This window comes from Intestinimonas butyriciproducens (assembly GCF_004154955.1).
In the GTDB taxonomy this organism is placed as follows: Bacteria; Bacillota; Clostridia; order Oscillospirales; family Oscillospiraceae; genus Intestinimonas; species Intestinimonas butyriciproducens.
Map to the genome: position 1 here is coordinate 817,441 of NZ_CP011524.1, position 23,611 is coordinate 841,051.

The following is a 23,611-nucleotide window of genomic DNA, read 5'->3' on the forward strand; positions in this document are numbered from 1 at the left end:
GCGTTCAAGAAAGGCATAATGGATGGAGAAATTTCCGTTTCTGAGCGAGGTTTTTGACAGCATCAACGAGGGAATTTATATTCTCAACCGGCAAGGAGATTATATCTACTGCAACAGCGCATTCCTCAAAATGGTAGGGGCCACCCGGGACGATGCACTGGGACTGAACGCCTTTCGGCTGGTGCCGGAAGGGCAGGTCTCCATCAGTGTGGCGGTGATGGCCTTTGAACAGAAGAAAAAGCTGTCGGTCATCAACAATGTGTGTACCCCCAAGGGATATCACTATCGGCAGTTGGCGACCGCAACGCCCATCTTTGACAGTGTGGGAGAGATCGAGTACATGCTGGTGGAGATGGTCCGGCTGGACCTCTTCAAAAAACGGTATCAGCAGGCGATCCTGGATGAGGATGCGGACTGCATTGAGGTTCCGGGCCTGGGGGAAGCGCTTGCGGATCGGCCGGAGACTTTTGTGGCAGAGAGCCAGAGCATGAGAGCGCTGCTGGATATGGCGAAACAGGTGGCCGGGGTGGACTCCACGATCCTCATCAGCGGAGAGACCGGCACGGGAAAAGAGGTCCTGGCCAATTTCATCCATAGGCACAGCCATCGCGCGGACCGGCCCATGGTAGAGATCAATTGCGCCGCTCTGCCGGAAAATCTGCTGGAGGCGGAGCTGTTCGGCTATGAAAAAGGCGCGTTCACCGGCGCGCTGAACACGGGCAAGCCCGGTATGGTGGAGGAGGCGAACGGCGGCACCCTGTTCTTGGACGAGATCAACTCCCTTCCCCTGGCGCTCCAGGGGAAGCTGCTCCGGGTGCTGGAGAGCCATAAGAGCAAACGCCTTGGAGCGGTATCCGAACGGGAAATCGATTTCCGTCTATTGGCCGCCACCAATCAAGACCTGAAGACCTGTGTGGAGAAAGGGAGCTTTCGGGCCGACCTCTATTACCGGCTCAATGTCATCCCGCTGGAGATCCCTCCGCTGCGAAACCGCAGGGAGGATATCATACCTCTGGCGCTTTTCTTCCTGGACCATTTTTGCAAAAAATATGGGCGCACCAAGGTGTTTACCAAAGGTGTGTTCAACCAGATGATGTGTTACGATTGGCCGGGAAACGTGCGGGAACTGAAAAACGTGGTGGAGCGTCTTCTCATCACCAGTTCCGTGGGCACGATGGAAATCCGGCAGGTGCCGGAAAATCTGCTGGGGGAGGGCTCCGTCCCTCCGTCGCCGCCTGAAGTCTATCCGGCTGATTGGGAGAGCATTTACCAGTATGACCCAGAGGACTTTTCCCTGAAAAAATATATGAATTTTTGTGAAAAGCAGGTGGTGGCGGCAGCGCTGAAACGCTGCGGAAGCAGCTATAAGGCGGCAGAACTGCTGAAGACCGACCAGTCCACCATCATCCGAAAGCGGCAAAAATACGGCATATCATAAAGGGTAAAATGTGCAGGCAATGCATTTTCGCATTGTCTGCACATTTGCATTATGGAGAGCCCGAAAATAATGCGGATTTACATCGGCGCGGAGAAGACCGTATGGGGACTCCCACAAAGTTTTCCCAGGCAGTAGAAGGGGTTGCGGGGACAGCGAAAAAGTTGGCACACTGATTGCATAAAGATAAAGGCGAGACCCGACGATCCGGAGCGGCGGGCAAGAAAGGGGGCACAATAGTATATTAAAGTTTCGAGCACATATTTGCGAATAGAGTAATGCAGAGTCCTGGACGGATACAGCTATGCGTACTGACTCAAGAAGAGAAAGGAGATTCGGTGCCGTGTCCACAAGTGTTCTGATCTCACTACTGGTTGTAGTGGTTGCATTTGCATTGTTTTTCTACCTCAGCTTTAAGGGGGTCAATCTGTTCCTGACGGTGTTTGCCTGTACATTTCTGGTCACTCTTTGCACTGCGGATGGTATTACCTCAATTTTTACAAGTTTCTTACCTGCTGTAGGGAACATGTTTCAGCAATTCTTTTTGCTATATACCATTGGCGGTGCCTTTGGCTTTTGCCTGATGGAGAGCGGACTGGGGTCGGCTATGGCTATACATCTGATCAAAGTCTTTGGAGAGAAATGGATTGCAGTGGTTTTGTTCGTTATCACCTGCCTGATGATGGCGGCTGGTGTAGCCTCTTATCAGTACGCTATTCTGGCGATTGCCCTGCCGGTCCTGAAGAAGTTGAATATGTCCAGAAAGGTAGCTCTTGCTGCAATGTCTGCCGGGGCGGGCTCCGTGGCATATGGCACTCTCATTGGCATGCCCAATGCGCTAAATATTGCGCCTACTACCTATCTGGGCACCACCACTATGGCGGGTCCAGTGATCAGCCTGATCTGTACGGCGTTTTCTGTTGTTTTTATTGTCGCCTATCTGATGCTTCTCACCAACCGGTTGAAGAAAAAGGGCGAGGGCTTTGTAACCTATGAGGATGATCCCAAAAACGATCAGAATGAATCTACGCTGCCTCCCGCATGGAAGGGATATATTTGCGTGGCGGCCATTATCGGGCTGAGTCTTCTGTTTCAGGGACTTGGAATCACGGCCCTGCAGGCGACCACATATGCCCAGGTGCTGTCGATTATCCTGCTCTTCCTGCTTGTGGGGAAGAAGTTCCTGCCCCATGTGTTCCAGACCTGTGTGCGAGGGATTCAAGGCTCCCTGATTCCCGTCGTGTTCATCTCCATCGTGATTGGCTATGGTACTGTGGTGCAGCAGACGCCTGTGTTTAACTGGCTGGTTGAGAAAGTGCTGTCCATGAATATGCACCCCTATCTGCTTACCTTTGTAGCGGTGAATCTGCTTGCCGGCATGACGGCGAACGGCACAGGCGGTGTGACCTTGTTTATGAAGACCTTTGGAGATTCGATCATCAATAATCCCGCCATTAATTTGGGCGCGCTCCACCGCATTGCTGCGATTTCTGGTGCTGGATTCGATTCTCTACCCCACAACGGCGCAATCGCATTCCAGTTGTCTGTATTCAAGCTGTCCTATAAGGAAGGATATTTCCAGCAGTTTATGATGTCTGTATTGGTCAATCTACTGGCAGGTCTGCTTGCAGTCATCATAGCGATGCTGTTCTATTAAACAAAATAAACATTTGGCCCATATGGACAACGAGTTTAATTTTATCAGGAGGTCATTATTATGGGAACCCCCATGGCTGATTATGTCAAGTTGCCGGAACTGGAAGAGTACAAGGAGTGGTTTAAGGACTTTGCCGACCTGTACCGTGAAGACGGCATCCTTCAGGTGACTTGGAAAACGCTGGACGGCCCCATGCAGCACAGCGGAATGTCCCATCGTGCCATTGGACAACTGGTCCGTATCCTGTCCATGGATTTCAAGAATGAGATCATTATTTTTACCCATATCGGAGATAGCTGGATGACGGAGTCCGACCCCAACGGGTGGGAGACCTACTCCAAATTGCCTACCGAGCGTTTCCAACACCAGTATTTTGATGATACGAATCTGATCAAAAACATGATTTTTGACCTGGACGTGCCTACAATCGGCGCGATTCCGGGGCCGGGGTTCCACTGGGATTCCGCCATGCTCAGCGATGTGACCATTGCGTCTGAGGACACATGGATGGAAGTGCCCCATGCGCACGGCGGTCTGGTGCCAGGCGACGGCATGGGCCTGATGGCGCAGCACTACTTTGGCACAAAGCGCGGCAACTACTACATGATGACCGCACGCCAGTGGACCGCCCAGCAGATGCTGGACTGGGGCATGGTCAGCGAAGTCGTGCCCAAGGACCAGGTTATGGCCCGCGCATGGGAGATCGCCCGGATGTGGAAGACCATGCCTTATGAGAACCGCACCATCATGTCCAATCTGGCCAAGCGGCCGCTGAAAAAGCTGCTGGTGGAGGACTTGAAGCTCCACACCGTTTCCGAACAGTACGGCTCCCTGCTGCGCATCGCCGCCGGTGATATGGGTGACACCCACGCTGGTCAGCAGGACGAGAAGTACATCAGCCAGACCAATGACTGGCGCTACTGCCACGATTGGATGCAGCAGCCCCCCACACGCAAGAGCTGGGACGGCTTCCGCACCAAGCCCTTCGAGTGGTTCAAAGAGGTCGAGGATGGGAAAGAGACTAATCCCTTCGACCCCTCCAAACCTGTCAAGCCCTATCGTCCCGAGCCCAAGGACTAAAACTTAACATGCTGAAAGGAGCGATTTATCATGGGAAACCCCCTGGCTGATTACGTCAAGCTGCCTGAGTTTGACGAGTATAAAGAGTGGTTCAAGGCTTTTGCCGACCTTAAGCGGGAGGATGGCATTGTCCAGGTAACCTGGAAGACCAACGACGGCCCCATGCACCACAGCGGCATGTCCCACCGGGCCATCAGTCAGCTTGTGCGTTGGCTGTCCCTGGACTTCAAAAACGAGATTATCATCTTCACCCATATCGGCGACAACTGGATGATCGAGTCCGATGCCAACGGGTGGGAGACCTACTCCAAGCTGCCCACCGAGCGTTTCCAGCACCAGTACTTTGATGACACCAACCTCATAAAGAACATGATCTTTGATTTGGACGTGCCCACCATCGGCGCCATCCCCGGCCCTGGTTTCCACTGGGATTCCGCCATGCTGTGTGATGTAACCATCTGCTCCGAGGACGCAAAAATGGAGGTCCCCCACGCCCAGGGCGGTCTGGTGCCCGGCGACGGCATGGGCCTTATGGCCCAGCATTACTTCGGCACCAAGCGTGGCAACTACTATATGACCACCTCCCGCCAGTTCACCGCCCAGCAGATGCTGGACTGGGGCATGGTCAGTGAGGTCGTGCCCAAGGGTTCTGCCGTGGAGCGCGCTTGGGAGATTGCCCGGATGTGGAAGACCATGCCTTATGAGAACCGCACCATCATGTCCAACCTAGCCAAGCGGCCGCTGAAGAAACTGCTGGTAGATGATTTGAAGCTGCACACCGTCTCTGAGCAGTATGGCTCCCTGTTGCGGATCGCCGCCGGCGATATGGGAGACGGCACTGAGGGTGGCCAGCACGACGAGAAGTACATCAGCCGTATCGCCGACTGGCGCTATGCCACCCGCGACATGGAGGAGCCCCAGACCGCCGAGTCTTGGCGCAGCATGTACTCCAAGGCAGCCGAGTGGTGCAAAAGGGTTGCTGCAGGCGAGATCGAGAACCCCTTCGTGTTTGAACACAGCAACGAGCCCGAAGGCTATGAGGTTTAATTAATTTCCATAGGAATGTCAACTATCGGACAGGGAATGGGGCCCGTTTAGGGGTCCCATTCCCTGCACTAACCCCAAATGGGAGGAGTCAACCTGCAATGAGCAAAACAATTATCACCGCGGCCCTCACCGGCGCGGTCACCCCGGCCGGCTATAACATTCCCGAGACCCCGGAGAAGATCGCCGAGGATGCCTATGCCTGCTGGAAGGCGGGCGCCGCCATCGTCCACCTTCATATGCGGGACGAACAGGGCCTGGGGACCATGGACGCCGCGCGCTTCAAGAAAACCATTGAACTCATCCGGGCCTATGAGGACTGCGATGTGGTCATCAACTGCACCTCCTCCGGCGACAACCGCGTCTCCGGCGGAGATCCCGCAGGCAATGCGATCCGGATGCTCCACATGCGCACCGTGGACGGCATCGAGATGGGCTCCTATGACGCCGGGTCCTTCAACTGGATGCCCTCCGGCGTGTTCATGAATACCCCTCAGTTCCTCCAGGAGCTGGGCGATGTGTACATGGAGCGGGGCATCAAGCCGGAGTTTGAGATCTTTGACACCGGTATGCTGGACATCGTCAATTACTACGTAAAAAAGGGACACCTGCCTGCCGGAAGCTGCCACTACCAGTTCTGCCTGGGCGTGTTGGGCGGAATGCCCGCCACAGTGGAAAACCTCCTCTACCTGAAAAACCACATCCCGGCGGGCTCCACCTGGTCCGCTTTCGGCGTGGGCGCCGGACACCTTCCCATCCTGTATGCGACGCTGGCGCTGGGCGGCAATGTCCGCGTGGGCATGGAGGACAATGTGGTCTATGGCAAGGATAAGGACGGCAACAAGATCATGGCCACCAACCTGATGCTGGTGGAGCGCGCGGTCAGCGCCGTCAAGGTTTTTGGCAAGGAGCCCGCCACCTCCGCCGAGGCCCGCGAGATCCTGGGCATCAAGCCCCTGGCACGGTAAGGAGGAAATCGCCATGAAGGTATCTGACATCAAGAAAGTGGCCTGTGTGGGAGGCGGCGTCATCGGTTCCAGTTGGGCGATCCAGTACGCAATGCGCGGCCTGAGCGTGGCCCTCTACGACATCAACGATGAGCAGCTTTTGAAGAGCCGGGGGCAGATGGAGAAGAGCCTGGACGCTCTGGTCGGTCACGACGCCATCACCCAGACACAGAAGGCCGAGATCGTTGCCAGGGTCCATCCCACGACCTCCATGGAAGAGGCGGTGTCCGACGCGCAGTTCATCCAGGAGAGCGGCCCGGAGCGCCTGGAGATCAAGCGGAGCATCCTGGCGCAGGTGGAGCAGTACGCCGCGTCCGACGCCCTATACGCCAGCAGCACCTCCGGACTGCTGATTTCCGAGATCGTGGCTGAGGCCGCCCACCCGGAACGCTGTGTGGGCGCCCACCCCTATAATCCCCCCCACCTCATCCCGCTGGTAGAGATCACCCGGGGAGAGAAGAGCTCTGATGAGGTGGTCAAGACCGTATACGATTTCTATCAGTCCATCGGGAAAGAGGCTGTGCTCCTGCGCAAGGAGTGCCCGGGCTTTATCGCCAATCGGCTGCAACTGGCGCTGTACCGAGAGGTGCAGGATCTGGTGATGCGGGGCGTGTGCTCCGTGGAGGATGTGGACAAGGCCCTGGTGTATGGTCCCGGCATCCGCTGGGCCATCTTCGGCCATAACATGATCATGCAGATGGGTAATCCCGGCGGGCTCACCGGGATGGTAAAGATGCTGGGCAATTCCGGCGACGTGTGGCTGGCCGATATGGCCTCCTGGACCCATCAGCCCGACAATTGGAGCGAGGTGGCCCAGCCCGGCGTGGACGAGGAGATGGCCCATTTCCCCGACTATGTGGGGCACACCAACGCCGACTGTATCGCCTACCGTGACAGGATGCTCATCGAGATCCTGAAGCTCCATAAGAAGCTGTGAGCCGGGCACAGGCATTTCAAAAGCGCCGCTGGATCTGCCTGGCCGCCGCTCTGGTCATCTGTGTCTGTGCCGGGTTTGGGTATGCCTGGAGTGTGCTCCAGAATCCCATCGTGGCCGCCCACGGATGGCCGGAGGGCCAGGTATCTCTGGCATATACCGTTACGGTTGTGTGTTCGACCATGGCGCCTCTCTTTTTCGGAGGCTTGATCCGATGCATCAGCACACGGATGTGCATCGCGCTTGGAGCGGTCCTCTTTGGCGGGGGACTGTTCCTAACGGGGGCGATGACCCAGCTATGGCAGCTCTTCCTGTTTTACGGTATCCTCTCCGGTCTGGGATGCGGCTTCATCTATCCCAGCATGATGGCCTACGTGGTCCGGCTGTTTCCGGACCGGTCCGGGCTGGCCTCCGGTCTCGGCACAGCGGCTTATGGCTCAGGGGCGATCCTCTGGGCGCCGACCTCTGCCGTGCTCATGAACACCTTTTCCCTTGTGTGGGCGTTCCGCATCTTGGGGGTCCTGTTTCTGGCGGTTATACTGGCAGCCTCCCTGCTCCTGGCGGAACCCCCGGAGGGGCTGCGGGAGGCATTGTGCCCCAGCAGTGAGCGGACGGCCTCCCCGGAGGAGGGGGGACTGTGCCGAAAGCAAATGGTGCGCACGCCTGCTTTTTATCTGATCGCGGCCACTTTTACCTGCGGTCTGATTGCCGGCGTGATCGTCATCAGCCAGGCGTCCCCCATTCTGCAGGCTACGCTCTCTTATCGCGCCGAGCGGGCGGCTGTTTTTGTCAGCGTATTCGCCGCGTGCAACATGGCGGGCCGCTTTGTCTGGGGCAGCCTCTCAGACAAGGTGGGGATCCGGAATACGATGGCTGCGGTCTTCGTCCTGTGCATCGCCTCCATGCTGCTGCTAACAGTAGGGGAGCAGGATGTCCTGATTTTGGCGGCTATGGGTCTGGCGGCATCCTGCTACGGCGGATTTGCCTCCGTACTCACGCCATTGACCGCCCAAACCTTCGGCCCCAAGTACATTACGGAAAATTACGGTGTGATGTATGTCGTGTTTGGCTTGGCCAGCCTTATTGGCCCCAGTTTGGCCACCACCTTTAAAACCGTAGGCAACGGCAGCTATACCGGTGCCTATTTGAGCGCCGCGGCCTTGGCGGCGGTGGGTCTGGCGCTCTCCCGCTTACTGAAACCCGTGTCCTGCAAAGGAGAATGTTATGGAACTGAGTAAAGTACGCGCCCGGGAAGAGATCATCGCCAAGTTCCACGACGGGCAGATCATCGCCATCGGCGGTCAGACGGGGCAATATATGCCGGAGCGGCTGATCCAATGTGTGCTGGACAGCGGCGCCAGGCATTTGACCATCTACTCCATTGACACCAGCGATCCCGGAACGGGGGTCGGAAGGCTGATCCGGGCTGGCGTGGTCGACCGGATCATCACCACCCACGTGGGTACCAACCCGGAGACCAACGCCCAGATCCAGGCAGGGACGTTGCGGGCCGAATTCAGCCCCATGGGCAGCTTCATCGAGCGGATCCGCTGCGGCGGGCTGGGTCTGGGCGGCGTGCTGACCAAAACGGGCCTGGGGACTGTGGTGGAGGACGCCAAGCAGACGGTGGAGGTCAACGGCGAACGTTATCTGCTGGAGCCCGCCCTGCGGGCCGATGTGGCCCTTACCCGCTGCCGTCAGGCGGACCCGTTGGGCAATCTGGTCTACCGGGGCAGCACCGGCCACGCCTCCCATCCCGTGGTCGCCACCTGCGGCGACCTGTCCATCGTGGAGTGCGACCACTTCTGCGACCTGGGGGAGATCGGCCCGGATGAGGTCGGGGTGCCAGGGATGTTTGTGGACATGATCCTGGTGTAAGGAGGCAGAGCATGGACAAGAGACATTTGATTGCAAAGCGGGCCGCCCGCTATTTCCAAAGCGGTGATGTAGTAAACCTTGGCATTGGGATTCCAAGCCTGTGCGGAAACTACGCCGAGCCCGGCGTCTTCTTTCAGGCGGAGAACGGGTTCATCGGCGTGGGCGCCACGGCAGAGGGCCTGATGGTGAATGAACGCACTTATAATGCGGGCGGGGTGCCCTTTATCCCTGTACCGGGCAGCAGCGGGTTCGATGTGGCGATGGCCTTTGGCGTCATCCGCTCCGGACGTCTGGCAGCCACGGTGCTGGGCGCCCTTCAGGTGTCGGAACGGGGCGATCTGGCCAACTGGTCCACGCCCGGACGCTCCTTCGGTATGGGAGGCGCCATGGACCTGGTCAACGGCGCCCGGAAGGTCATCGTAGCCATGGAGCACTGTACCCGGGAGGGCGCGCCAAAGATCGTGAAGGAATGTACGCTGCCCTATACTGGACGGGGATGTGTGGATCATATCGTGACGGAGCTCTGTGTCATCGATGTCACGAAGGAGGGACTGCTCCTGCGGGAACTGGCCCCGGGGCACACCCTGGAAGAGGTGCAGGCCAAGACGGAAGCCGAGCTGAGCCTGGCCGAGGACCTGAGGGAAATGGTCATATGAAACGAGGAGAACAATATGGAAAAACAGCATAATGAAGCGGTGGTGGTGGCCTATGGCCGCTCCGCTGTTGCGAAGTCAGGAAAGAAGGGCGCGCTGCGCCAGATGCACCCCGTCACCATCGGGGGGCTGACGCTCAAAGGGGTGCTGGAAAAGGTACCGGAGCTGGACCCCGCCCTGGTGGAAGATGTGATCGTGGGCTGCGCCATCCCGGAGCGGAAGCAGGGATTCAACTTTGCCCGGCTTATGGTAGCGCGGGCAGGACTTCCGGACAGTGTCTGCGGCATGACGGTGAACCGTTTCTGCTCCTCCGGACTCCAGGCCATTGCTCTGGCGGCCTCCCAGATTGAATGCGGGATTGCCGACGTGATCGTGGCCGGCGGCGTGGAGTCCATGACCGCCTGTCCCGTGAATCTGGACATCTCCGACACCTTTGACTCAGAGCTCCTGGCCATGCGCAAGGAGGAGTACATCCCTATGGGCCTCACGGCGGAGAACGTGGCCGAGCGCTGCGGCATCACCCGCCGGGAAATGGAGGAGCTGGCGGTGGAGAGCCATCGCCGTGCAGCGGCCGCCCAGGATGCCGGAAAGTTTGATGACGAGATCATTCCTCTGCCCGGCGTGGACCCGGAGGGAAATGACATCGTCTTTGACAAGGACCAGGGGATCCGCCGGGATACCAACCTGGAGACGCTGGCCGGCATGAAGCCCTGCTTCAAAGAGAACGGTCGGGTCACCGCCGCGACCTCCTCCCAGACCAGCGATGCGGCGGCCTTTGTGGTGCTGATGTCCCGGTCCAAGGCGGAGGAGCTGGGCATCCCCCCGGTCGCCGTCCTGGAGGGCTATGCAGTGGCGGGCTGTGAGCCAGATTACATGGGCCTGGGCCCCATCTATGCCGTGCCCAAGGTGATGAAGAAAACCGGGCTGACGGTTTCCGATATGGCTGTGGTGGAGCTCAACGAGGCCTTTGCCGCCCAGGCGATCCCCTGCATGAGAAAGCTGGGGTTGGACCCCGCCAAGACCAATCCCAACGGCGGTGCCATGGCCCTGGGCCATCCCCAGGGGGCCACCGGGGCCTTCCTTACCTGCAAATTACTGGGAGAGCTTCGCCGCACCGGCGGAAAATACGGCATGGTCACTATGTGCATTGGCGGCGGTATGGGCGCCGCAGGCATCTACAAGATGTGCTGAACATGCAAATCCCCTCGGGGCTTACTCCGAGGGGAAAGAAAGGGAAAACAGGGACGCTGGCCCCGGGGATCAGATGATCTCCGGGGCCAGCGTTTGGCAGCGGCAGGGCAGGAGCACATGGCGGAAAGGGCGGCTGGTGGCAGAGGCTCAGCCCTGTAGGGAGAGAATCCGCTCCAGGGTGGGCATGGCGGGAATGGCGCCCTTGGCGGCGGTGGTGAGCCCTCCGGCGGCGTTGCCGAAGCGGACGATCTCCCGCAGCTCCTCCTCTCCCAGACGGCGGATCTCCTCCAGCGTTTTATGGCGCAGACGGTGCAGGATAGCCCCCAGAAAGGCGTCTCCGGCGCCGGTGGTATCGACGGTGTCCACCTGAAAAGCAGGGACTAGGCCGCAGAGCGCGCCGCGCCGGAAATAGGCGCCTCTCTCAGCCAGGGAAATGAGGATCAAAGCGGGACCCTGGACGGCAAGCGCCGCTGTGCCGGTGTCCAAGCCGGTTTCTCCGGTGAGCAGGGTGAGCTCCTCCTCTGAAAGCTTCAGGATATCCGCCAGAGGGAGCAGTTTCAGCATGGCGGTCCTGGCCGCATCTTGAGAGGGCCAGAGGGGAGGACGATAGTTAGGATCGTAGCTGATGAGACATCCGCTCTCCCTGGCCGCATGGACTGCCGCCACAGTGGCGCTCCGGGCGGGCTCATCGGTGAGGGAGAGGGAGCCAAAATGAAAGATATGGCTCTGACGGATGAGTTCGTAGTCCACTTCGCTTTCCCGGAGCAGAATATCCGCGCCGGGGTTCCGGTAAAAGGAGAAGGAGCGGTCTCCGCAGGCGTCCAACTGGACAAAGGCCAAGGTGGTGTGGACTTCTTCGGAGGTCACCAGAGCCCGGGTATCAATACCGTTGCGCTCCATAACGGAGCGGAGAAACGTGCCGAAACTGTCCTGCCCCACTTTGCCGATGAAGGCGGTCCGGCTTCCCAGTAGGGCGCTCTGCGCCAGCACGTTGGCCGGTGCGCCGCCCGGATTTTGGGTATAGAGGGGCATGCCCATGCCGTTGGTTCCGCTGGGGGTGAAGTCGATGAGGATCTCTCCCAGGGCAGTGATGTCAAACATAGCCGTCCTCCTTACAGCATCTGGCCGAATTTATAAAACAGACTTTCCGGGCAAAAATACCATACAATGTTTATTGCCGCATTGTCAACCGTTAAAATAGGAAGGAAGAGCATGGGAAGGCCCCGCGTCCGATGGACGCGGGGCCTTCCCATGCTGAAGGAGGAAGACTAACGGGAGAGGAACCGCATGAGGATCGTTGCGACCTCGGCACGGGTGGCGGTGCCCAGAGGATCCAGGCGGCCGTCGTCCTTGCCGGAGATGAGACCGAAGGAAACGGCCCATTTTACAGAGTCGCCGGCCCAGGTGCTGACGCTGCCGTTGTCGGGGAAGTTGGTCAGATCAGCGGTGGCGCTGGTATCCATGCCCTTGTAGGCGGCATAGCGGTACAGAATGGCCGCCAGTTGCTCACGGGTAATGGAATCGTCGGGAGCGAACTGCGTGTCGGAATAGCCGGTGACGATGCCATTGGCGGCGGCCCAACTCACAGCGTCGGTGTACCAGGTGTCACTGGCCACATCGGCGAAGCTGTTTCCGCTGGCCGCGGGGGTGCCCTCCAGGCGATGGAGGATGGTGACCAGCATGCTGCGGGTGAGCGTGGAGTTGGGGGAGAATGTGGTGTCGCTCACGCCGTTCATGAGACCGCGGTCCACCACATAGCGGATGGCATCCTGCGCCCAATGTCCGGAAATGTCGGTGAACTTGTCGGCTCCGGATTCACCGGAGGCGGTCGTGGCCTTGAAGGTGGTCTTGATGGTCACGGTGCCGTCGGGCTGCGTGTAGGTGTAAGTGCCGTCGCCGTTGTTGATGAAGGCGATGGCTTTGCCGGACTTATCGGTGATGGTAATGGTGTCCAGCTCAAAGCCGCTGTCCGGCTTCACAGTGACGGTGACCTTGTCGCCCTTAACCGGGGACTTGGGGGAAGTGGTGACGGAACCACCCTTGCCCGCGCTGATATCCACGGAAGAGGAGGAAGAAGAGGAAGAGCCGCCACCGCCACCGCCGCTGCCGGTGGACGGGATGCTCATGAGAGTGTCGGAGAGCATCTTGGAGTAGATGGTGTTGGTAGCAAACAGATAGTCATCCTGCTGATGTGCACGGTTGACGATGGAGTTGGCAAAGACGGTGATGTCCATGCCGTTTCCGGTCCAAGCGATGGCCTCTACGCCACCGTCCATGCTGCCGTCAGGCATGCAGCCCACGATGAAGCTGTCTGTATCCGCGCCCTGAATCAGGATCTCAGCGTCTGCGGGATAAGAGGTCAAGACCGTACAGTTCAGGGAGTAGATCACGGTGTCGCCGTCGGCCGCCTGACTGGCGGTGATCAGACTGTCAGAGGGATATACGACGTTGTGAAGGGCTTCCTGACCATTGCCCTTGGAGGCCAGTTCGGTGATCAGGTTATTCTGGATGTAGCGCAGGGGGCTGGAGCCGGTGGAGATGTAAGGCGTACCGGCCTTAACAGCCTCCACAGCTTCGCTGCCATAAGCGCCGCTGTTCAGCGCCACAGAACCAATGATGACATCGGCATCGGCGGGATCCTCAACGATCTTGAAGCCCAACTGTTCGCCGTAGGCCATCAAATCATAGTTGGAGGTACCATTATTGTGGATGTTGTCATAGTTGACAAAGCCGTAGCCATCCGCAAACCACTTTGTGTAGTAACCAGAGCTGACCTTGTCGTCGCCGAAATCGGTATTACGGCCGACCAGGAACAGAGAGGGCTGGCTGATCTCGTGGGCCACGGGCATATCGCTCACACCGGTGGCGGAGAGGATGAACTCGTCGCGATACTTGACAAAGTCCTTGTAGGAGACGACGAAGTCGCCCTTATAGTCGCCCTCGGTGACGAGGCCCACAGAGATGCCGTCATCCAGCATGGCGTTGACGGCCCGGACGGCCTCGTTGCCGTTGTTGGAGATGATCACGGCGCGGGAGGTGGAACCGGTAAACTCGGTCTTGCCGGTCACTTCAGTGAGTTCTTCCAGCTTGCCGGAGAAGGCGTCGATGGTATCAATGGCGATGCAATCGAAGCCGCGCATGCTGGGGAAGCTGGAGACGGACTCGGAATACAGTCTGGGGAATCCGGAAGAAGATGCGTCATAGCCCAAGTTCAGTACGCAGTTGGCGTAGTTGCGCTTGGCCTGATACATATCCACGACCAGGCTGCCGGCCTTGTAGGTGACGTCCCCCACCTTGGTGTCCTCGGTGAGCTCAGAGACCTTGACGCCGTTGCGCATCAAGAACTCGGCCATCTCATAGGCGTCGGCGATGTCGCGCTGAGAGTCGGCGTCCACGGGGATCACATAGTACTCGGGGAAGTACTTGTTGTTGCCCGGATAGGGGACGCGCCAAGCGTCGGAGGGCAGCGTCTCATTGGACATATCAACATACCAAGACTCCATCTTATCGCGATGGTCCTCGTTGTTGATGGCGCGGCGGAAGAATTCCAGCTGATCCTTGTAGCAGGTGTCCTTACAGTCAGCCAGGAACTGCCACAGGCCGTACATGCCGGATTCCAGCAGGCGGACGCTGGACTCGCCGCCGGAGGGAGTCTCGATGGTAAAGCCCATGGAGCCGCAGTTGAGCATGGCATAGCTGGGGGTATAGTTGGTGCTCAAATCGTCCCATGCATCCCAGCCGCTTTCAGTATCGTAGCTGTCGCGGAGCGGGGTGTAATAGGTCTGATACTTGGTTTCAAACTCATCCTTATGCTGCACGGACATAGTGGCCAGAGCCGCATTGCCGTAAGCTTCGGCACCCAGCAGGAACTGATCCACAAAGAGGTCGTACTCCAGGTTGGGCTCGTGAGGAGGCGTGCAGGGCTCCACCAGGAACTGAGCGGTAAAGCCGTGGAACTCGATAAAGGCCACGGGGTTCCACTCGCTGATGAGCTTGCCGATGTTGCGGGTCTCCGCCTGGGTCTGGTTGGAGGCGTCGCGGTTGAGGTCGAAGCCGTTGCCGTTGGGACGGGTGTTGTAGGCACGGCCGTCGGGGTTCTCATCGGGGCTGACAATAATGATCAGGTCGCTCAGAATCTCATTGACATCCAGCACCTTATCCTCGCTGAAGGTATAATATTCGCTGGCGTCGGTGCGGCCATCATTGCCGTTGCCGTTGATATCCGTGGCGCTGATCTTTAGGCCATAGCCGGTAAAGCCGTATTCGGTATTCCCGTCGTCGCTCGTGAGCTCAAAGTCCACGATCTTGGGATCATACTGGCTCTCATCGACAGTGCCGTCTACCAGGCCGACGATGGTGTTCCAGGTCACAGTATCCTCAGTGGCCAGGGTGCGCAGCAGGTTCGTGTGGGCATCCACGCCGCCGGCCTCGTCAGAGTGGACGTTGTTGAGCATGATGGGCATACGGTAGTCTTCTCCGGCCGTGATTTTAGCCAGAACAGCCTCAGGATCGGCCTGCGCCAGCTCGTTCATGGCCTTGAAGTCTGTGACAGACTTCTCGCTGTCAGACACAACCACGTACCACTGCTCGCGTCCGTCTGTGCTCTTGCCGCAGGACTGTACATCGAAGTAGCGGCCCTTTTCCTCAGCCAGAGCCTTGATCTCCATCAGCTCGGCGTACAGATCGTCGTAGCGGACGTTGCTCTCGTAGACGTTGATCTCCATGGGAGCCTTGGCGAGCACCTCTCCGTCGACTTCAGCGGCCAAAGTATAATTGCCGATGAAGCTGGGCCACACGTTGCGGGCATAGCGGAAGGTGCTGCTGCCGATGGCCTGGAGAGCGTTGGTTACCAGGGGAAGCTTCTCATCCTTCATGTTGAAGAAGATGCCGTGGCTGAAGTTCAGAGTCACAACGGCTTTGCCGTCCGCGACAGATACTTCAGGTTCTTCAAGCGTGAAATAGGGCTCGCCGTTGGCGCCATGCTGGTTGATAGTGCCCCAGCTCATCCAGTTCTCCAAATAGTCACCCGTATAAATATTGGGATACAATTCGGGGTCCTGAACATCGACGCTGCCACGGGTCAGGCTCCAGCGAATGTTGGAAGCCCACTCAGCCCACTGCTCTGCGGTCCAGTCCTTGTTCTCTTCGGTTACGGAGATTGCAAGGGTGGCGACAAAGTCTTCCTTACTCTGGTCCAGAGTGAGCAAGCTGTCGTTCAGGATGAGGCCGGAATCATAGAAAGTGACCTTCGCGTTGGCCAGGGCCAGAGTCTCGATCTTGTCGATCTCAGCCAGATAGGGCGCGGCAGTCGCAGCGTCGGAAGCAAAGTACCGGGCACAGGATGCAATGGCCTCGCGGTACCAGTCGCCCCAGGCCTTGAGGACCTCGACCTCCAGGGCGTAGGCGTCGTCCACACTGCTCTTGGTGGCATCGGCCCAAGCCTTGTGAGCTTCCGTATTCTCCTTGGCCTCACTGGCAAAGCGGTCCGCCGCAGCATCCACCAGGATCTCCAGCATCTCGTTGGTATACTGGGTGGGGTTGGCGGCGAAATAGCCGGCGGCCAGAGAGGTGATGCCCACGCTCTCCAGTTCGTCCGCACTGGCCATGTACAGGGTATCGACGGTGGTGTGATAGACGTAGTCGGTGAAGTGCCAGGTCAGCACCGCGGGCACGCCCCGCTCCAGGAAGCGGCTGTGGTCGCTGCCGCCCTCATAGGGGCACACGTCAACCTGGAAGTCATAGCCCAGGGTATCCGCCACGACCGTGCGGGTGGACTGGGCGGAGGCCATATAGAGGTCGTTGATAAAGATGCCGCCCAAGTCATAGTCGCCGGGATCGCCGGCGCCCCAAAGGGTATGGGAGTCGGGCAGACGGACGAAATTGCCATCTGCGTCGCTGCGGTTGTCGTCGTAATAGAGGGGATCTTCGGGGATGTTGTCCAGGGTGTAGTTATAGTAGGCGGAGGGATCAGGGGCCTTCTCAATGCGCATGGGGCCGCCGGTCTTGGCCGGGTCCTCGCCCACCATGTCCAGATCGATACAGCAGATGATATCATCCACTTCGTCAGGATGGGCATTCAGGTATAGGCGGGAGAAGGACATCTCGTCGCCCCACATGAAGACGATGGTGCGCTCGGGCCGGGCGATCTTGCCGTCATCGATGAGTTTCTTCATCTTGACGGCCAGCTCCAGGTTCAGGGCCACGCCGGTGGCGTTGTCGTCGCAGCCGGGCTCCTGGACGTGAGCGGCCAGGACCACACGCTCATGCTGCAGATCGGGGTTGGAGCCCTTGATCTCGGCGATGGCGGTGAGCTGTCCTTGGGCACCGGGATGAGAGCCGCTCATCTCGTACATTTCGCCCACAGTGGCCACGTTCATCTTGACGGTATAGCCCCGGTCGATCAGGGTGCGGAGGGAGTTATACTGGTCGGGAGAAATGTTCCACTCCACGATGGGCTTGCCGGCGTCCATGGCTTTCTTATTGGCGTCTGCGCCCCGCCCGCCAGCGAACCGGGCGGAGTCGGTGTACCACTCGTTTTCACCGTCATACCACTCGGTGTACCAGTCGGCTACAGCCCCCTCAGGACCGTACCAATCTCCAGACTCGATGGGGTTGCTGAAGTTGGACAGGGAGGCGGTGGTCATCACGGAGACAGCACCGACTTTCTGGGCGAAATCAAAGTTTGTACGGTTGGAAGAGTCACACAGCAGGATTTTACCAGCCAACTCGGAAGTGTCGCCCGTATACTTGCTCACGTTACCGACATAAACCACTTCGCCGGTTTTTCCAGCGACCAAGTTACGGACATCGCCAGGATTTTCACGGATAGCTTCCAGCTCATTTTCCGTAACGTTGAAGCCGGCATTGGTGGCCAGATGGGCCCGCTCATTCAGGTGGGCCTCGGGGCCGCGGGGATCGCCGGGATCCTCACCATAGGGGAAGACATTGACCCGAGTACCGCCGCTGTCCTTCTCATTGATCCAGCCGGACATCTTCTTTACAAAGTCGTCAGTATCGCCCGGCGTGGCGCCAAGAGAATAGACGTCGTTGTAGTGCGCCTGATAGATATCACTGGTGGGGTCAAAGGCATAGGACTCCACGTTCACCACGTCCCGCAGGGCGTAGAGGGGATCGGTGTCGTCCAATTCCTGGCCGCCCTTGGTGATGGAGGTGATCTCCATGCGGGCGTACTCAGGGGCCCATACCAGGGAGGTGGAATCGTCGTGCTGGACCCAGAAAAAGTCATCGCTGTAGTCGTGAGTCCAGTCGGTGAAATCAGTGCCTTTGTTGGTCCAGGAGTCGCCGGCGTCTGTATACCCGGCGTCAACCATGGTCTGTCCAACAAAATCATTGATCACATAGTTCTGCCAGGGGCCGCCGGTGGTCCGCCAGCCCAGGAAAACGGTGCCGAGATAGTCAAAGGCGGATTCTCCGTCCACACCGTCCGCGCCACTGAGGAGTTCCACAATGGCGTCCAAATCGTCTGGGTAGTCAGAGATGGGGGCCGCTGCCGCTGCGGGGATGACCAACATGGACAGGAGCATGGAAAGCGTCAGGAGCAGGGAAAGGACTTTGTTAAGCCGTTTCTTGCGTTGCTTCACTTTTTAGTTCCTCCTTCTATTGGACTTCGGATTCCTGCAGGGATTGGCAAATGGGAATTGGTTATGCTGCAGATGGCCTCGACCAGCGGAAAGAAAATATCCATCCTCCTTCCTGAAGATTCCAGTGTCCGGAGACTAGTCTCCGGACATGAAAGGGCATGCCCTTTCATGTCCGGAGACTAGTCTCCGGACATGAAAGGGCATGCCCTTTCATAAATACCACTGCTCAAGGTTCCTTAAAAACAGTATATCGGAGTCTCTGCAACATTGCAATATATACAATAAAATTTTGACATATGCACAATAAAATGTGAATATAGCTCAACGTGTAAAAGAAATTCATTCGGATGGGGAAAAATGGAATGGAATGGTAGCACCATCTAAAGTGCAAATTTTAAGCGGAAAACATAATTTGGGTGGGAGGTAATCCACGCATAAATGAAGGAAATCATGCAAATGAGAGAGGGAGAGGTAAGCGAAACTCTCCTATAACGACCTTGTGCAGGGGAGTCAAAAATATTTGCAACCAGGCCTGTCCAGCGCGCAAACGCCCCCGGCACAGAACCTGCTTTCCGTGCCGGGGGCGTTTGCAGAGAGGTGCCTACCAGCGGTAAGCGCCGTTGAACTCCGGGTGAAGAGGGGCGCTGAAAAAGGTCGCGCAGGCTTGGGAGAGATATGCCGGGTCCCGGCTGCCGGCAGTCTCCACAGCGGAGTGCATGGCGAGCTGGGCCATTCCGATGTCCACCATGGGGATGCTCACAGCATGGCTGAGGAGATTTCCCAGCGTACTGCCGCCCGGCTCGTCCGCACGATTGGCAAAGATCTGTACCGGTACACCGGCACGCCGGCAGATGGAACGGAAAAGCCCCCAAGTCAGCCCAGTGGTGGTATATTTCTGACTGGCGTTGAGCTTGATGACCACACCGCCGTTGAGGTAAGGCCGGTTCTCCGGATCGGCCTTTTCGGTAAAGTTGGGATGGACGGCATGGCCGTTGTCGGCACTGAGCAGCAGGCTGCTGGCCAGGGCCTGACGCTGCGCCTGCGCGCTCATGCCCAGGATTTCGGCCGTCCGGGCAAGTACGTCGGGAAGGAAACTGCTCAGAGCCCCCTGCCGGGTACCGCTGCCCACCTCTTCATTGTCGAAGAGGCAGTAGACCTGACCAAGACGGGGGGAGGGAGAGGCGGTGAGAAGCCCTTCCAGGGTGGCATATGCACAGCCGAGATCATCGATGCGGGGCGCCTGAAAGAATTCTCCCTCGGGTCCGATGCAAACGGGCTTCTGACGGGGACAGAGGACCAGATCGGTGGCCAGGATATCACGGTCCTCCACACCGAGGGCCTCGGCCAGCAGGTGGGTAAGGGATGGGGCCTCCTCTGCACCGTACAGAGGTTGCATGTCCCGCTGAAGGTTGTAGTCGTGGCCTTTGTTCACATCCCGCTGCTGATGGATGGCGAGGCTGGGAATGGTCAGCAGGTCACGGTCCAGATGGACCAGGCACCCCTCTACGCCGGCGGGCGTCTCCACCACGGCGCGCCCGGCCACGGTGAGCGGGCGGTCCAGCCAAGAGGCGCAGTTCATGCCGCCGTAGCCCTCCACCTCCAGACGAATGTAACCTTTGTCTCCGGACATAGAGTCACTTTTGACACGGAAGGTGGGGGAGTCGCTGTGGGCGGCAGTCATGCGCCAGCCGGTCAGGGCGGCGGTCGGGAGACGGAAGGCGATGAGACTGCTCTGATTCCGGGTGACGTAATAGGCGCCGCCCTCCTCCAGCCGCCACTCGCGGGACTCCTCCAGTCGGACAAATCCGGCCTCTTCCAACAGCGCGGCGGCGCTACGGACCGCGTGAAAAGGGCTGGGGCTTTTTTCAATATAGGCCATAAGGCGCGCCAATGTATCCATGATAAAACCTCCTGAAAATCAGCGTTGCGAATATTCCTATTATAGTGCCTCCGGGTAGAGACCGCAAGCCGGGAGAAGCTGCCGGTATAAAAATAGAAAAAGAGAGGGGAAGAGGCCCCGCCGCTCTTGCGGCGGGGCCTCTTCCCGATGGGAAAGGGTTATTGGAGGGAAAGGAGAAGCTGTTGCTCCAGAGCGCGGACATGGTCGCAGAGAAGGGAGATTTCCTGAGCGGATGCCTGGTCAATGTGGATACCACAGTTGACAAGGACTGTGCGGCCGGTAGCTCTGCAGATGTCTTCCGCGCAAAAGCGGGTCAGTGCTTCCTCACGGTGGCCGGGAACAGAGAGCGTGTGGACATCCGTACGACCGGATTCCCGGTGTGCCAAGGCGGCGGCACCGATATGAGGGGTCTCGCCGCCGATGATGGAAACGTACAGGTCCTCTCCGACGAAATGCCAGTCCATGGCGACCCAGGAGCGGCCGGAACCGATCTGGATCATCCGCCCCACCTCCTGTAGTCCGCCGGGATGCCCAGCCGGTCCAGGACTTTGCCTATCAGATGCCGTATCATGTCGTCTACAGTTTGCGGACCGCTATAAAAGGTCATCATATAAGACAGCAGCACCAGCAGGAACAGCAATTTTTTCCCGGGGAATGTAAATTTAGCAAAAGCATACCCCGCCATGCCGTTAAACAGGATACCCACGGCCACTGTGAGAAGGGCGATCAGCAGTGAATTCAGCAGGGCCTTTCCAAAGCCATGTTCCACAAAAATGGTCTGATATGCCTCCAGAGTGAAATGCTCTGGAATAAACGTTTTCCAGGAAAGCGGACTGACGTAGCGATAGATGTCCTCCATGGGGCGGAAGGAGGAGGTGAACGCAAAGATTAACGGCAGGAACACAAAAAGCAGCAGGACCATATGCAGCGTATAGAGCGGGAGTTTCCTGTTGGGATTGATGCGGTTCATTGTCTCTTCACTCCCTTTCCCGCAGGAGATAACTCTCAATGCCGATGATGACCACCAGCAGGAGAAGCAGAATCACAATCATAGCGGACGCCTGATTGATATTGGAGTATTTGTATGCGGTGCGGTAGATGCGGTACATTAAAAAATCAGTGGAACCTTCCGGACCGCCGCCCGTCAGTATATAGGCTGGAACAAACAGAATAAAATTGGAGATGGTGTCGGAAATAATGACAAATTTAAAAGTCCGCTTCATTTGCGGCAGAGTGACGTAGCGCAGCGTTTTCCAGTAGCCGGCGCCGTCGATAGAGGCGGCCTCGTATAGCTGTGAAGGGATCTCTTCCAGCCCAGTGATAAAGAACAGAGCCCAATAGCCCAACCCTTTCCAGGTGGCAATGACCATGACCCAGGCCAGGGCCTGCTTGCTGTTGTTCAGAAAGGCCTGATTTGAAATGCCGAACAAGTTCAGAATGGAATTCATAAGGCCCTGCTCCGGGCTCAGGAATACGCCCCAAAGGGTGCAGGCGATGGTAAAGGACACCGTGATGGGAATAATATGGACCGTACGAAAGACTCTCTGACCTCTAAGCTTAACCATGAGCAACAATGCCAGCCCAAAAGAGAGAACCACTTGGATGGGATTGACGATCACATTAAAAAACAGGGTGACCTTCAGGGAATTTTGAAAAGATGCGTCCTTTAAAACCGTGATGTAATTGTCCAGGCCGGCAAACAGGGTGGCCTTGTTGACAAAGGAATAGGAAAACAGGCTGTCATAAATACCCAGCAGGATGGGATAGATTTTAAATATGACAAGCAGGGCCATAGCTGGAATAAGAAAAGCCGCAACGACCGGATAGTGCCTTTTCATGACATCGTCCACCCTTTAGGAATTGGGACAAGAGGGTACGCAACCCCCTTGTCCCAATTTGCTGGTTTGATTACTGCTGATACTTGGCGATCAAGCTGTCGATTTCCTCTACGGCTGCGTCCAGAGCAGCCTGGGGATCGGAGCCGTTCTTGATATCGCTATAAGTCTCCTGCATCACCGACTGCCACTCTTCATACCCCACCATTTGGGGCCGGGCCACAGCGGTATTCATAGCCTCGTAGACGTTGAGCGCAGCCACGGTGCCTTCATTGGCGGAATCCTGCTCGATAGAGTCCAGCACGCTGATGTTACAGGGCAGATTCTGCATGATGGAGTAGGTCTTCTGACAAGTCTCATCGTCGGTGGTGAGCCATTCCACGAATTTGGAGGCAAGCTCCTTGTTCTCAGAGTAGTTGGAGACGCCCATGTACCAGCTGCCTGTGGGAGTCACGGCTTCGCCGCCTTCAAAATAGGGGTGCGGAGCCACGCCCCAGTTCATTCCGGCGCTGTCCATGGAAGAAATCTGCCAGGAGCCCCCAACGAACATGGCCACTTGGCCGGCGGTGAAATAGCCGGTGGATTCGGAGCCGTCGATTTTGGGGCTGATGTTCCAGGTGTTGAAAGTGTCGTAATAAAATTGGCCGGCCTTTACCACCGCCTCGGCATTGGTGTAGCCTTCGGTGGAGGTCTGATCGTCGTTGATATACTGCACGGTGCCCAGACTCTGAGAGAGGGGGAGCAGCTGATACGGCGTATCTATTTGCTCAAAGGTGAGGCCGTAGATTTGGCTGCCATTTTCATCCGTATAGGTGAGCTGCTGGGCCAACGTTACGATTTCCTCCCAGGTCAGCCGCTCCGAGGGGTCGATGCTGGGATAAGGCAGTCCCTTGGCATCAAACAGGTCTTTGTTATAGTACAGATTCACGCAAGAACTATACAGAGGCAGGGCCATTATCTCACCGTCCACCGTGCCGCCTGCAAGGGAGGCGGAAGTGATGCGCGAGGTGGAGTCTGCGGAGATATATTCGCTCATACTTCCAAGATAATTCTTGGCGGCATAGTTGGTAATCAGGGGGGCATCCGCCACCAGTACGTCGACAAAGGATTCTCCTGTGCCCAAGCGGACCTCAATGGTGTTGAAGATTTCAGAATAAGGCACGGACTCTACCTGGATGGAGATGCCATTTGCCTGTGCAAACTCCTGGAACACCGGCTCCAAGGGTTCCAGATCGGAGACGATAAGTACATTCAGAGTGGTGTCGGAAGCCGGAACCGGGTCACTGCCGGCGGGCGTGGGGGAAGCGCCGGAGGTGCCCTGAGAGGAGCAGGCGGCCAGAGACGAGGCCAGGCCAAGCGCCAGTGCCAGAGACAAGAGTTTTTTCAGTTTCATCAT

General features: G+C 57.8%; 17 protein-coding genes. 10 read left to right on the forward strand and 7 right to left on the reverse strand.

The window, feature by feature from the left end:
* The first annotated feature begins 22 nt into the window (after positions 1–22).
* The 10 genes from SRB521_RS04080 to SRB521_RS04125 all read left to right on the forward strand — a co-directional run bounded on the left by SRB521_RS04080 (position 23) and on the right by SRB521_RS04125 (position 10,879).
* Positions 23–1,438, forward strand: coding sequence for a sigma-54 interaction domain-containing protein (locus SRB521_RS04080; protein WP_116722243.1), 1,416 nt, complete (start codon positions 23–25; stop codon positions 1,436–1,438).
* 340 nt (positions 1,439–1,778) lie between these two features.
* Entirely contained in the window at positions 1,779–3,092 is a 1,314-nt protein-coding gene (locus SRB521_RS04085; RefSeq protein ID WP_116722244.1) for a GntP family permease, read from the forward strand.
* A gap of 60 nt (positions 3,093–3,152) precedes the next feature.
* The gene (locus tag SRB521_RS04090) at positions 3,153–4,172 is read left to right on the forward strand and encodes an enoyl-CoA hydratase/isomerase family protein (RefSeq protein WP_116722245.1); all 1,020 of its coding nucleotides are present in this window, start codon (positions 3,153–3,155) and stop codon (positions 4,170–4,172) included.
* Between the two features lie 30 nt (positions 4,173–4,202).
* Complete coding sequence (locus tag SRB521_RS04095) at positions 4,203–5,219, forward strand: enoyl-CoA hydratase/isomerase family protein (protein WP_116722246.1); 1,017 nt, start codon at positions 4,203–4,205, stop codon at positions 5,217–5,219.
* A gap of 98 nt (positions 5,220–5,317) precedes the next feature.
* Positions 5,318–6,184, forward strand: coding sequence for a beta-keto acid cleavage family enzyme (locus SRB521_RS04100; protein ID WP_116722247.1), 867 nt, complete (start codon positions 5,318–5,320; stop codon positions 6,182–6,184).
* Between the two features lie 13 nt (positions 6,185–6,197).
* The gene (locus SRB521_RS04105; protein WP_033118709.1) at positions 6,198–7,160 is read left to right on the forward strand and encodes a 3-hydroxyacyl-CoA dehydrogenase family protein; all 963 of its coding nucleotides are present in this window, start codon (positions 6,198–6,200) and stop codon (positions 7,158–7,160) included.
* Positions 7,157–8,395 (forward strand): L-lactate MFS transporter, encoded by a 1,239-nt coding sequence (locus SRB521_RS04110; protein ID WP_116722248.1) that lies wholly within the window; start codon positions 7,157–7,159, stop codon positions 8,393–8,395. Before SRB521_RS04105 ends, SRB521_RS04110 begins: the two co-directional genes overlap by 4 nt.
* Positions 8,382–9,035 carry a CoA transferase subunit A gene (locus tag SRB521_RS04115; RefSeq protein ID WP_033118707.1) on the forward strand — a complete coding sequence of 218 codons (654 nt, stop codon included), beginning with the start codon at positions 8,382–8,384 and terminating at the stop codon, positions 9,033–9,035. The genes SRB521_RS04110 and SRB521_RS04115 overlap by 14 nt, the downstream gene beginning before the upstream one ends.
* A gap of 11 nt (positions 9,036–9,046) precedes the next feature.
* Positions 9,047–9,691, forward strand: coding sequence for a 3-oxoacid CoA-transferase subunit B (locus tag SRB521_RS04120; protein WP_033118706.1), 645 nt, complete (start codon positions 9,047–9,049; stop codon positions 9,689–9,691).
* Between the two features lie 15 nt (positions 9,692–9,706).
* A complete protein-coding gene (locus SRB521_RS04125) occupies positions 9,707–10,879 on the forward strand; it encodes a thiolase family protein (protein WP_075704359.1) in 1,173 nt (390 codons plus the stop codon).
* Positions 10,880–11,026: 147 nt separating this feature from the next.
* Here the strand turns inward: SRB521_RS04125 and SRB521_RS04130 are convergent, their stop codons facing one another.
* From SRB521_RS04130 to SRB521_RS04160, 7 genes are all read right to left on the reverse strand, one after another.
* Positions 11,027–11,980, reverse strand: a complete 954-nt coding sequence (locus tag SRB521_RS04130) for a PfkB family carbohydrate kinase (protein ID WP_116722249.1) — start codon at positions 11,978–11,980, stop codon at positions 11,027–11,029.
* A gap of 167 nt (positions 11,981–12,147) precedes the next feature.
* Positions 12,148–18,480, reverse strand: a complete 6,333-nt coding sequence (locus tag SRB521_RS04135) for an S-layer homology domain-containing protein (RefSeq protein ID WP_116722250.1) — start codon at positions 18,478–18,480, stop codon at positions 12,148–12,150.
* A gap of 601 nt (positions 18,481–19,081) precedes the next feature.
* A complete protein-coding gene (locus SRB521_RS04140; protein ID WP_116722251.1) occupies positions 19,082–20,380 on the reverse strand; it encodes a M18 family aminopeptidase in 1,299 nt (432 codons plus the stop codon).
* A 158-nt stretch (positions 20,381–20,538) separates the two neighbouring features.
* The gene (gene lpdD, locus SRB521_RS04145; RefSeq protein WP_083630943.1) at positions 20,539–20,880 is read right to left on the reverse strand and encodes a prenylated flavin chaperone LpdD; all 342 of its coding nucleotides are present in this window, start codon (positions 20,878–20,880) and stop codon (positions 20,539–20,541) included.
* Positions 20,877–21,350: an ABC transporter permease family protein gene (locus SRB521_RS04150; protein ID WP_116722252.1), complete on the reverse strand. Its 474-nt coding sequence runs from the start codon at positions 21,348–21,350 to the stop codon at positions 20,877–20,879. Before SRB521_RS04150 ends, lpdD begins: the two co-directional genes overlap by 4 nt.
* Before the next feature lie 7 nt (positions 21,351–21,357).
* Positions 21,358–22,218 carry a carbohydrate ABC transporter permease gene (locus tag SRB521_RS04155; protein WP_116722253.1) on the reverse strand — a complete coding sequence of 287 codons (861 nt, stop codon included), beginning with the start codon at positions 22,216–22,218 and terminating at the stop codon, positions 21,358–21,360.
* Between the two features lie 70 nt (positions 22,219–22,288).
* A complete protein-coding gene (locus SRB521_RS04160; protein WP_116722254.1) occupies positions 22,289–23,611 on the reverse strand; it encodes a sugar ABC transporter substrate-binding protein in 1,323 nt (440 codons plus the stop codon).